This is a genomic window from Chryseobacterium sp. HR92 (genome assembly GCF_045689405.1).
GTDB classification, from domain to species: Bacteria; Bacteroidota; Bacteroidia; order Flavobacteriales; family Weeksellaceae; genus Chryseobacterium; species Chryseobacterium viscerum_A.
The window spans coordinates 1,142,504-1,153,979 of sequence record NZ_CP139139.1 but is presented as its reverse complement, the minus strand read 5'-3'; the positions used below and the strand labels follow the sequence as shown (position 1 = coordinate 1,153,979).

Below are 11,476 nucleotides of genomic sequence, written 5' to 3'. Positions count from 1 at the left end.
AAAAATGGCCGTTGAAACGGCCATATCCAAATTATTTATTTACCTCTACGTATTGTATGATGGTCTGATTTTTTGGGTTGTAGATAATTGTACTACTGTTGGGAAACCTTTTCAATTTATAATATTGAATGTTTTTATCGGATTTTATATCTTCCAAAATACTGACATCAAAGGTATTATCAGGAAGAAATTTTGATAAAAGACTTATTTTATCAATAATGTTTTGCCCATCAATTTTGCGGGCTTTCTTTTCTGATTTACTTTCATCAGAAGTAGGCTGTCCCTCTAAAAATGGGAGTAATACTGCAATGTCTGCTTTGTATTTAAAAATGTAACCTTCTGATCTTCCCGGGATTTTAATTTTTTTCCCTTTTTCTTCAGATACAATGGCAGCACCTTCACCGGGAAAAACAGTATTAAACTTAACGTCTTCGGAATTAATTAAAGAATTCACAGATTCATTGACCGTTTTCTTCACTGTTTCTTCTACAGCCTGCTGTGCTTTCTGCTGCACAGTTTCGGTTGTTTTTTGAACAGTCTGATCAATTTTTTCTTCAATCTTATTGCATGATACTAATAAAAAAGTGGTGACAACAGGCAAAATATACTTCTTCATAATTCTAATAATAGCGATTTTTGTTATTAATATCCATCCTTCTAACGCAAAAACAGGTCAGGATATTTTAGCAAAGAAAAAAAATATTTTTTCAATATCAAAAATCCTGCTGACAAACTGTTGTCATAACCCTGTCTTACCTTTGTATCAACAACAAACAAAAACAAAACATTATGACAACTACAGCAACAGCCACTAAACAATTCATGACTTCTGAGCAGTTATTAAACGACTGGCAGGGACACAGAAATCTGACAAGAAGAGTAATTGAATCTTTTCCTGAAAAAGATTTGTTTGAATTTTCAATTGGCGGGATGAGACCGTTTGCAAAACTGGCAGTTGAACTGATTGGCATTGGCGGACCTGCTTTAAAGGGAATTGTTGAAGGAACTATGGAAGCTTACAATGAAGAAGCTTTTAATCCAAAAACAAAAGAAGAGCTTTTAAAAAAGTGGGATGAAGAAACAGAAGTAATCAACCATTATTTTAATATGATTTCTGAGGAACGCTTCCAGGAAACCTTTAATCTGTTTGGAGAATATGAATTCCCGGTATATCAGAACATCCTTTATTTTGTAGATAACGAGGTTCATCACCGTGGGCAAGGATATGTTTATCTGAGAGCTTTGGGAATTGAGCCTCCTTTCTTCTGGGAAAGATTTTAATAAAAGCGAAGAGGTAAGATTGCAAAAAGGCGAAAACCCTGAGAAAAAATTACATCTGCAATGTCATTTATTAATAGTGATTTTCTCAATTCAATCTAAACAACTTATATCATTTTTTGCGACAAAACAAATTTAGCTTTTTTGCGATCTTGCCTCTGGCTTATTAACCATTTCATTTATTTGCCTCAATTAAGTCTTTAACCTCAACAGCTGTCTTGTTGAGGTTTCTTATTGATGTCTTTCTGTCATTTTTACAAGCAGTTCGTTTAGCCTGGCGCGGAGACTTTCCGGCTCCAGAACAGTAGCATAATCTGCGAAAGTAATAAGCCAGCGGGGAAATCCATCACTGATCCATTCTGTTTCAAAAGTAAGTTCTACTCCTTGTTCAGTTTCTACTTCTTCTATCAGTCCGTAATATTTTTTGGAATTCACCAGATGAGACATTATTTTTTTGTCTACCAAAAGTTTGGCTTTGACTTTATTTCCGTTTGATTTTTTCCGGTAATCATTCACCTGTCCGTACTCCTGTAAAAAGGGATTCTGGGTTTTTGAGATCTCTAAAATCCGGTCTATCCGAAATTGCCTGAAATCTTTTCTCAACGTACAGAATGCCATGATGTACCAAAAATTAAACTCAAAGAACATCCCGACAGTTTCAATAGTTCTGTTGTCTACTCTTCCATCTACCGTCTGATATCTTATGTTCAATTGGGTTTTGTCTGCAATGCTTTCTAAAATAATAGGAATTACATTTTTGAGAGAATCTCCGGAATCGGTATGAAAACTAAAAACATCAATCTGTTTTTCAATATTCTGGATCAGATTTTTATCAGAATTCCGCAATACTGAGCGCACTTTTTCCATGGCTGCCTGATAATGGTTTCCTAAACTTTGATGAGAAAATTTCTGCATCAGCTTTTCAGCGGTAATGAAACTTAAGACCTCTTCTTTGGTAAACATAATGGGAGGAAGCTTGTACCCGTCCATTAAAGAATAGCCATTACCTGCTTCACCTACAATAGGAATACCGGCATTTTCCAAGGTTTTTACATCACGATAAATGGTTCTGATACTTACATCGAACTTTTCAGCCAGATCCTGTGCCCGGACAACAGGTTTAGACTGTAATTGGGTAAGAATAGCGGTTACCCGATCGAGTTTTTTAAGATAGTGATCGTTCATGATACAGCAAAGCTAAAATTCTTTTTCGAGGTATGTATTATCAATGGGACTGCTTTTTTTATTAATTTTATTTTTCACAAAACAGTTTCTTCTTTATGCTTCACACTCATTTTGTTCAGTCTATTGAAAAAGTTTTAAAACCGGAACAGGCAGTCATGGACGAACTTGTTTCTCATCTGGAATCCAAATCCTACAGAAAAGGAGATTTTCTGTTAAAGGCTGATGAAACCTGCAGGTATTTTTATTTTATCGAAAAAGGACTTGTCAAACTTTTTTTTGACAATGGTGACAAGGATTTTATCATGACATTTTTTGCTGAAAATGCTTTTTTTGCTGAACTGAGCGGTTTTCTTACAGGACAGCCCTCAAAATATATGATCGTTGCCCTGGAACCTACTGAAGTTCTCCGTGTACACAGAGATGTAGTTGAAGGGTTATGCAAAAAATATCACACTGCAGAAACACTTTTCAGCAAGCTTTATTCAAAAGCTCCGGTGAATATGATGGGAAGGATCAGTGAAATGCTGGAAGACGATGGTAAAAAGCGTTATCATAATTTCATGAAACAAAGGCCTGATCTTACCCAGCGCATCAGCCTTGGAGATCTGGCAGACTATATCGGGATCACTCAGGTTTCTTTAAGCAGAATCAGAGCACAGAAGCTTTAAGGGAATGGATGAGGGAAGTTATTGAAGACCGAATAGATATCATCTGCCTAATAGTAACTTCCAGCCTCCAGCTTCAAAAATCTTTCCTTATAAAATTTATCATTTGTAAAAAAAATCAGAAAAATACAGCTATACATTTGTCACATAATTAATCAAAAAAACAAATATTATGTCACAAAGAATCAATGCATTTGCAATCGGAAACAAGGCCGTAAATTCACTTCACAACATGGGATTTCAGGTACAGAATTCATCACTGGACAATTCATTTCTTGAACTGATGTATTTCAGGGTTTCACAAATGAACGGATGTGCTTTCTGCCTGGATATGCATTCCAAAGAATTAAGAGCAAAAGGTGAAACTGAACAGAGAATATTTCTGGTAAGTGCCTGGAGAGAATGTTCATTTTATACGGATAAAGAAAAGGCAGGACTTCTATGGGCTGAAACTTTAACGGCTCTGAATGGTAAAGAAGTGAGTGATGAAATTTATGCTAAGGTAAGTCATTATTTTTCTGAAACTGAAATTGTAGATTTAACAATGGCAGTTATTGCTATCAACAGCTACAACAGAATTAATATTGCTTTCGGAGCAGATGTAGGTACTTATCAGGTTCCTGAAAAAGCGCATTAAACAATTATTATGAAGATAAAAAACTCAGCCGTCCGCTGAGTTTTTTTATTTAATTTTCTTTAAAAGTATTCACCAGTTTATCGAGATTCAGACTGCGGGCTGATGCGTCAAAGATCTCCCGGTAAGTGCCCTCTTTATTATAAAGTTCATCGTGAGTTCCATTTTCTACTACTCTTCCTTTTTTCATCACATAGATGATATCAGAATCCAGAATCTGCGACAGGGAATGGGAAATGATGACAACCGTCCTTCCTTCTTTTATGGCATCCAGAGAATTCTTGATCTGTTCTGTGGCAATGGCATCAAGACTGGCTGTAGGTTCATCCAAAAAGATGATCGGAGGGTTTTTCAGAAACAGTCTGGCAATGGCAATTCTCTGCTGCTGTCCTCCGGAGAGCTGAGTGGCATCATGCTGATATTGATCCGGAAGATCTATAATCTGTTCATGCAGATAAGCTTTTTTGGCGGCTTCCTGAATTTCTTCAAAACTTGCATTCATATCTCCATAGCGGATATTATCTTCAATACTTCCCTGAAAGATATGGTTTCTCTGAAGCACCAGTCCAAGATCACTTCTCAGAAAAGTATTGTCAAATTCATTAAGATTTACTCCATCCAGAAGAATCTCTCCGGAATCCGGAAAATAAAATTTACACAAGAGATTAATAACCGTTGACTTTCCTGCACCGCTCAGCCCTACCAAAGCCGTAGTTTTTCCGTTTTCAATTTTCATGGAAACATCATGTAAAGCCTTTGTACCGTTGGGATAAGTAAAATCAACATTTTTCAATTCAAAATTTCCTTTGATTTCCTTTTCCACAAAACTTCCGTTCGACTCGGTTTCGTTATCTGCATTCAGAATATCAAAATAGCCTTCAGCATAGATCATGGCATCGTTCATATCATCATAGATTCTGTGCAGCTGGCGGATAGGTGCAGAGACATTGTTGAAAAGCATAATATGAAGCATAATTGCACCGATGGTCATTTGCTGGTCAAGAACGAGATAAACGGTTAAAAGAATGATCAGAACAACTCCGAACTGTTCAATAAACGTTTTTAAACCATCATAAATAAAGTTGGTTCTTCTTGTGATCATCTGGCTTTCCATAAGTTCCATCTGAAGATCGTACTGTTTTTTTCCTTCAAATTTTTCGCGGACAAAACTTTTAATCACCATAATGGAATTAATCAGGTTCAGAAGTCCAGAGGTCTTTTTTTCTCTCTGATTTCTAAGCTGGCGGCGAACTCCCCCGAGTTTTTTGGCCTGCAGAGAACTGATGTAAAAATAAATCGGAACAATGATTGTTGAAACAAGTCCTACATACACATTCTGCATATACATAATGATCAAAGCAATAATGGCGTTGGAAAAAAGAGGAAGAATATCAATAAAAAAATTCTGCACCAGTCTGGTTAAGCTTTCTATACCACGGTCTATTCTGATCTGTAATTTCCCGGATTCATGGTTTTCATCATTAAAATAAGCAACTCTATAGGTTAAAATCTTATCAATCGCTGACTGAGCCAGCACAGAACTTACATTAATCCTTATTTTTTCACCATAAAATTTCTGCCCGAAGTTGATAAAAATATTCAGCAGCTCTTTTCCCAATAAAATAATTGAAATGATGATAAGAATATGGATACCTTCTGTCATCGGATGTGGAAGATGGGTTAGCTTGGTGACCTCATCCACCGTGTATTTCAAAACAATCGGGTTTACTTGTGCTGCGAGGGCTCCCAGAAAAGTAAGAAACAATGTTCCGTAAATCATTAGCCGGTAAGGTCTGATAAAGGGGACAAGCTGTTTATAAATTCCGAACAAGGTGACTGTTCTGTTAAAAGGTTTGGCCATAGAAATCATTTTTAAATGAAAAACGTACCGCTTTCAAAAGAAAAAGGTACGTTTTATTATTATTTTCAGCAAGTAAATGCTTTATATTTTATCCTTCAAACAGATAAGTCGTAAGGTAATGCAGTTCTTTTCTGCTGGCCTCTTTAGACTCTGCTTCTGCCTGCTCCATAGAGTATTGTGAATTAATTTCCTTTTTCTGGAAAACAAATGAGTTGTTTGCATTTTTGTCTACCACATCATTAAAGATATGTTCAATTTCAGAGTTTGCTAATGAAGCAAAGCTGATATCTTCAAAACCATAGATCAGTCTCAGATCATCAAACTGCTTGAAGTTTTCATCTGCAAAACCTTGAAGCTGCGCTTTTGAATCAAAATTACCCGCCCAGATGTTGTAAGCGTATTTTTTCTTTTTAGGTTTGTCTAAAATGCTCTGATAGACAAAGTTTTCACCAAGATAGGCTTCTCTTACCTGCGGATCATTCGCAAGATCTTCCGGAAGTCCTTCTTTCAGGATCTTTCCTTCAAACATAATATAGGTTTTGTTGGTAATCGCCAACGTCTGCTGTACATTGTGGTCAGTAATCAGAATTCCGATGTTTTTATCTACAAGACTTCTTACAATCTTCTGGATATCTTCAACGGCAATCGGGTCAACCCCTGCGAAAGGTTCATCCAAAAGAATAAAATTCGGGCTTGTAGCAAGGCAGCGTGCAATTTCGGTTCTACGTCTCTCTCCTCCGGAAAGAAGATCCCCTCTGTTTTTACGGACGTGCTGTAAAGAAAACTCTTCAATCAGTTCATCACATTTGATCTGCTGCTCACGCTTAGAAAGCTTGGTCAGCTGCAATACTCCCATAATGTTTTCTTCCACGGAAAGTTTTCTGAAAACGGAAGCTTCCTGAGCCAGGTATCCGATTCCTTTTTGGGCTCTTCGGTACATTGCATCAGTAGTAATCTCCTGTTTATCCAGGAAAATTTTTCCTGAAGTGGGCTTAACCAACCCTACGATCATATAAAACGATGTGGTTTTTCCTGCTCCGTTCGGACCCAGCAAACCAACAATTTCTCCCTGTTGAACCTGTACAGAAACGCCTTTTACAACTTTTTTAGGACCGTATTCCTTGATTAAGTTTTCTCCTCGTAAAATCATAGGGCAAATATATCAAAAATATAAACTTCACTTATATGTTAATATCAACTTGTTGATTTAATTGTAAACTTATTCACTTCCAAATCATTGTAACTTTTTATCATTTTAAACTACTTATCGTAAAACATCTCAATCAATTACAATCATTAAGAAATGGAAAATTACGGTTACACAAAAACAGAAAATGCAGAAAACCAGCAAAGCAACGTTCCTTACCGTTCGGAAAAGAAAATTCCTGCAGCTTTATTGGGAATTCTTGTAGGATGGCTCGCATTAAATAAATTTTATCTGGGATATACGAAAGAGGGAATCATCCAGCTGGTTCTGAATGTTGTTACTTTAGGAGCAGCTTCTGTTATCCCTTTTATTGAAGGTATTTTATATCTTTTCATGAGTGATAAGCAGTTTGATGATACTTACGTTTACGGTAAAAAAGGTTGGCTATAAAATAATAAACCACCTGTCCGTTTGAAAATAAAACAGGCTGTTCGGTGAGAACAGCCTGTTTATTTTATACTGAAATGATTAGTCCGGTGGACAAGCTAAATGATTAATTGTACATGGATGCCAGATTCCCTTGCACCATGTTCCGCAATTCGGATCATCAATAATCACTTCTCCTCCTTTGATTTCCTTCAATTGATTTCTTTCAATCTTTTTAAGATTTCTCATAAATAAATTCTTTTGATGTTTTAATTATTTTCGTTTCTCGAAATTAGCTTTACTCAAAAGTAACTTTTTTATTTACTCGGAAGTCATCCATTCAGACCATTAACATAACATTAACGTTGGTGTCCGGATCAAGATTGTTTACCTTTATTTATTTAAAAGGATAGCAGCTTCTTTTGCAAAATAAGTAAAGATCATGTCTGCTCCTGCTCTTTTGAAGCAAGTGAGACTTTCAATGATCGTTTTGTCATTATCCAGCCAGCCGTTCTGAGCAGCCGCTTTTACCATGGCATATTCTCCACTTACGTTGTATACTGCAATCGGAAGGTCAATAGCTTCACGTACTTTGGAAACGATATCCAGATAAGGAAGTCCCGGTTTGATCATGATAACATCGGCTCCTTCGTCAATATCTTTAAATACTTCATTCAATGCTTCACGGGTATTGTGAAAATCCATCTGATATGTTTTTTTATCTTTCGGAATTTCCATATCATCTTTCGGAGCACTGTCTAAAGCACTTCTGAAAGGTCCGTAGAAAGAACTCGCATATTTGGCAGCATAGCTTACAATTCCTACGTCTGTAAAACCGCTTTCTTCCAACGCTTCACGAATGACTTGTACCCTTCCGTCCATCATATCACTTGGTGCCACAAGATCTGCTCCTGCTTCAGCATGAGATACTGACATTCTTGCCAGAGCATCGTTGGTAGCATCATTTATCACTTTTCCGTTCTCAATGATCCCGTCATGTCCGTAAATTGAATAAGGATCTAAAGCTACATCAGGCATAACAATCATTCCCGGAACGGCATCTTTAATTGCTTTGATTGTACGCTGCATCAGTCCGTCTTTATTCCAGGCTTCTTTTCCTGTATTGTCTTTCAGATCTTCTGACACTTTCATGTACAAATTGACAGCTTTTACTCCCAAAGAAAATAATTCCTTACATTCCTTCACGGTTAAATCTATACTCCGCCTAAAAATTCCCGGCATAGATGGGATTGCCTCCTGCTTGTTTTCGCCCTCCATTACGAAGATCGGCATTACAAAATCATCAGTTGTAAGCACATTTTCTCTTACCAAACTTCTGATAGATTCATTAACTCTAAGTCTTCTATTTCTTGAATGTATCATTTTGGAATACTTTTTGAATAAGTTTCTACAAATTTAATATAAGTTCTACAAAAAACTATTGTATGAAATTGTAGAATGTATTACATTTGTTATATATATTCGAGAAATTATAAATTTGATGAAAAAACTTTTACTTTTATTTCTATTTGTAGGCACTTTTGTTGGATTTTCCAACAATTTAAAAGCTCAGCTTAGAGAGCCGAGTTCCATCACTCAGAAAGCAGATGATGGGGTATTGCTTGCTTATCCAAATCCTGCAAAGGATTTCCTTATCATTAAGGCAAAAGATTCTTCTTTAAGAATCAAAAGTGTGACTTTTTATTCTATTTTGGGTATGCAGGTCGCTAATTATACAGTAAATATGAATTCCGGTGAGATTAATATTGAAAAATTGAAACCCGGAAAGTATATGATCCGTTATATTTTAAGTGACAACACGCAGAAAGTTACTCAAATCGTGAAACAATAAATTACAATCCTGATAATCATCAGGATTTTTTCTTTTACATTAATTCTGTTTTAATATTTCCGTAACTTTCGGGATCTTTTTATACTAATTGTAAAAAGAATAATTTTAATGCTAAAAGCCGAACATATTAAAAAGACCTACAATGCCGGAAAAAAGGTCGCCCTGGATGATTTCAGCATCCATGTTCCCAAAGGTAGTATTTACGGCCTTTTAGGACCCAACGGAGCAGGAAAAACTTCTTTTATCCGCATCATTAATCAAATTACTCAGGCAGATTCCGGAGATATCTTTATCAACGGACAAAAACTGAACCCGGATCATATTAAAGACATCGGCTACATGCCCGAAGAAAGAGGATTGTACAAAAACATGAGTGTTGGCGATCAGATTTTATATTTCGGGGAATTGAAAGGGATGAGTAAAAGCGATGCCCTGAATGAAGCAAAAAAATGGTTTGAAAAGCTGAATATCGACCAATGGTGGAAGAAAAAACTCTCTGAACTATCTAAAGGGATGGCACAAAAGATCCAGTTTGTAGTAACGGTTCTTCACAGACCTCATCTTTTGATTCTTGATGAACCTTTTTCGGGTTTTGACCCTGTAAATGCCAACTTAATCAAAGATCAGATCATTGATCTTAAAAATAACGGAACAACCATCATCCTTTCTACCCACAGAATGGAAAGTGTGGAAGAAATGTGTGATTATGTTGCTTTGATCAACAATTCTAAAAAAATCATTGACGGAAGGGTTTTTGATGTAAGGGAAAAATTTAAGAAAAATATTTTTGGAGTTACACTTTCTGATGTCAGCAGCGATCAGTTTGATTATTTCAAGAATAAGTATGACATCTTCAATTTATCGAATGAAAATAATCTTGTTTCTTTTGACCTGAAAAATGAAGAGAGTCAGAATAATGTTCTTCTAGATCTTGTACAAGTGGGTAAAGTGAGATCATTCGATGAAAGAATTCCTAGCATGAATGAAGTATTTATTAATGCTGTAAGTAACCATCCTTAAATTTTATGAATAATATTTTTTTAATTACCAAGAGAGAATTTCTTACACAGGTTAAGAAAAAATCCTTTATCATATTAACACTGCTGGCGCCCATAATGATTATTGCTTTTGGGGCTGTGGTTGGATTAATGTTTAAGGCGAATGAGTCACACAGTATTATAGAAGTGGTTGATAAAAGCGGATTGTTTATGAATCAGCTGAAATCTAATGATAAATTAAATTACGTTTTTGTTTCGGCTGCAGATGAAAAATCCAAGATCAACAATTTAAAAGGAAATGAATCCCTGGATGGTATTTTGATTCTTCCGGAATTGAAAAATCAGAATTTCGATGCGCTTGAAAAAGAGGCAAGGCTGGTAATCAACAGCAAAATAGGATTCGATACAAAGCAGCAAATTGTTTCTGACATCAGCAATGTTGTTAAAAAAGAAAAAATTAAACAACTGGGCATTCAGGAGACTCAGTTAATTGATCTTGATAAAAGCTTTACATTAAAGACCATTAATGTTACGGATAATAATAAAGAGGATTCTGATCTTGCTTTTGGGGTTAAATCAGGGCTGAGTATGATCCTGATGTATGTCACCTTTATGTTTATCATTATATATGGTGTAAGGGTAATGCGAAGTGTACTTGAGGAAAAGAACAACCGTGTTGTGGAGATCATTATTTCTTCTGTAAAACCTTTTGAACTGATGATGGGTAAGATTCTGGGGGTAACTATGGTTGCACTGACACAGTTTCTGATCTGGATCACGATGTCTGTCATCGGAGCATTAGTTCTGAATACAGGCTTCTCACCTCTTCAGAAAAATATTCCGGGTGGAAATGATGAGATTGCAAGTAAACTGGATGTGGGACAGCTCGCTACCCAGATCTCTCACAGTTTGCTGGAATTGAATTTTCCACTGATCATTTTTGTATTCATCATTTTCTTCCTTTTAGGATATATTTTTTACAGTTCTATTTATGCAGCAATTGGTTCTGCAGTAGATAACGAAACAGAAACCCAGCAATTTACTTTATTTGCCATTTTGCCATTGACATTGGGGATGTATGGAAGTTTTACCCTGATGAACAATCCGGACGGGCCATTAGGCTTCTGGCTGTCCATCATTCCGTTTACTTCACCGGTTGCGATGATTGCAAGAATCCCATTTGGAGTTCCTGCCTGGCAGATTGCACTGTCTATTGCATTATTGCTGGCGACAACTATTTTTATGATCTTCCTGGCCGGAAAAATCTATCGTGTAGGTATTTTGATGTACGGTAATAAAGCTACTTTAAAAGAGCTTTGGAAGTGGATTAAAGGATAATAAACGAAAGGACTAAAGAGTATAAAGTTCTTTTACAATTAAAAATAAAAAATCCCGGAAACTTAGTTTCCGGGATTTTTTATATTGAGAGC

Annotated in this window: 12 protein-coding genes and 1 pseudogene; 7 read left to right on the top strand and 6 right to left on the bottom strand. The window is 36.1% G+C overall.

The features are described 5' to 3' along the window. Positions 1 to 31 precede the first annotated feature (31 nt). Positions 32 to 616, bottom strand: a complete 585-nt coding sequence (locus SFA27_RS05225) for a hypothetical protein (protein WP_407296812.1) — start codon at positions 614 to 616, stop codon at positions 32 to 34. 173 nt (positions 617 to 789) lie between these two features. Between SFA27_RS05225 and SFA27_RS05220 the strand changes: the two genes are divergently transcribed. Continuing rightward, positions 790 to 1,281: a DinB family protein gene (locus tag SFA27_RS05220; RefSeq protein WP_407296810.1), complete on the top strand. Its 492-nt coding sequence runs from the start codon at positions 790 to 792 to the stop codon at positions 1,279 to 1,281. A 228-nt stretch (positions 1,282 to 1,509) separates the two neighbouring features. Here the strand turns inward: SFA27_RS05220 and SFA27_RS05215 are convergent, their stop codons facing one another. Continuing rightward, positions 1,510 to 2,463 (bottom strand): helix-turn-helix transcriptional regulator, encoded by a 954-nt coding sequence (locus SFA27_RS05215; protein WP_407296808.1) that lies wholly within the window; start codon positions 2,461 to 2,463, stop codon positions 1,510 to 1,512. Positions 2,464 to 2,558: 95 nt separating this feature from the next. Between SFA27_RS05215 and SFA27_RS05210 the strand changes: the two genes are divergently transcribed. After that, positions 2,559 to 3,131 carry a Crp/Fnr family transcriptional regulator gene (locus SFA27_RS05210; RefSeq protein ID WP_407296806.1) on the top strand — a complete coding sequence of 191 codons (573 nt, stop codon included), beginning with the start codon at positions 2,559 to 2,561 and terminating at the stop codon, positions 3,129 to 3,131. 169 nt (positions 3,132 to 3,300) lie between these two features. After that, complete coding sequence (locus tag SFA27_RS05205; RefSeq protein WP_407296804.1) at positions 3,301 to 3,765, top strand: carboxymuconolactone decarboxylase family protein; 465 nt, start codon at positions 3,301 to 3,303, stop codon at positions 3,763 to 3,765. A gap of 49 nt (positions 3,766 to 3,814) precedes the next feature. Here SFA27_RS05205 and SFA27_RS05200 read toward each other — a convergent pair whose 3' ends face one another. Further along, entirely contained in the window at positions 3,815 to 5,542 is a 1,728-nt protein-coding gene (locus tag SFA27_RS05200; protein ID WP_052184875.1) for an ABC transporter ATP-binding protein, read from the bottom strand. 505 nt (positions 5,543 to 6,047) lie between these two features. Then, positions 6,048 to 6,773: pseudogene (lptB, locus tag SFA27_RS05195) on the bottom strand (LPS export ABC transporter ATP-binding protein); the annotation flags it as partial. A 153-nt stretch (positions 6,774 to 6,926) separates the two neighbouring features. On the opposite strand from lptB, the gene SFA27_RS05190 reads away from it, so the two are divergent. Continuing rightward, entirely contained in the window at positions 6,927 to 7,220 is a 294-nt protein-coding gene (locus SFA27_RS05190) for a TM2 domain-containing protein (protein ID WP_213280396.1), read from the top strand. Positions 7,221 to 7,298: 78 nt separating this feature from the next. Here SFA27_RS05190 and SFA27_RS05185 read toward each other — a convergent pair whose 3' ends face one another. Together SFA27_RS05185 and hemB are read right to left on the bottom strand one after the other, a co-directional pair. Further along, the gene (locus tag SFA27_RS05185; protein WP_156118482.1) at positions 7,299 to 7,445 is read right to left on the bottom strand and encodes a bacteriocin-like protein; all 147 of its coding nucleotides are present in this window, start codon (positions 7,443 to 7,445) and stop codon (positions 7,299 to 7,301) included. 144 nt (positions 7,446 to 7,589) lie between these two features. Further along, positions 7,590 to 8,579, bottom strand: coding sequence for a porphobilinogen synthase (gene hemB, locus SFA27_RS05180; RefSeq protein ID WP_407296802.1), 990 nt, complete (start codon positions 8,577 to 8,579; stop codon positions 7,590 to 7,592). A 118-nt stretch (positions 8,580 to 8,697) separates the two neighbouring features. On the opposite strand from hemB, the gene SFA27_RS05175 reads away from it, so the two are divergent. The 3 genes from SFA27_RS05175 (at position 8,698) to SFA27_RS05165 (ending at position 11,384) form a co-directional block, all read left to right on the top strand. Beyond that, positions 8,698 to 9,048 (top strand): T9SS type A sorting domain-containing protein, encoded by a 351-nt coding sequence (locus tag SFA27_RS05175; protein WP_047378731.1) that lies wholly within the window; start codon positions 8,698 to 8,700, stop codon positions 9,046 to 9,048. A gap of 108 nt (positions 9,049 to 9,156) precedes the next feature. Next, on the top strand, positions 9,157 to 10,068 hold the full coding sequence (locus SFA27_RS05170; protein ID WP_264517151.1) for an ABC transporter ATP-binding protein: 912 nt from the start codon (positions 9,157 to 9,159) through the stop codon (positions 10,066 to 10,068). 5 nt (positions 10,069 to 10,073) lie between these two features. Next, the gene (locus SFA27_RS05165) at positions 10,074 to 11,384 is read left to right on the top strand and encodes an ABC transporter permease (RefSeq protein ID WP_407296798.1); all 1,311 of its coding nucleotides are present in this window, start codon (positions 10,074 to 10,076) and stop codon (positions 11,382 to 11,384) included. Positions 11,385 to 11,476: the final 92 nt, after the last annotated feature.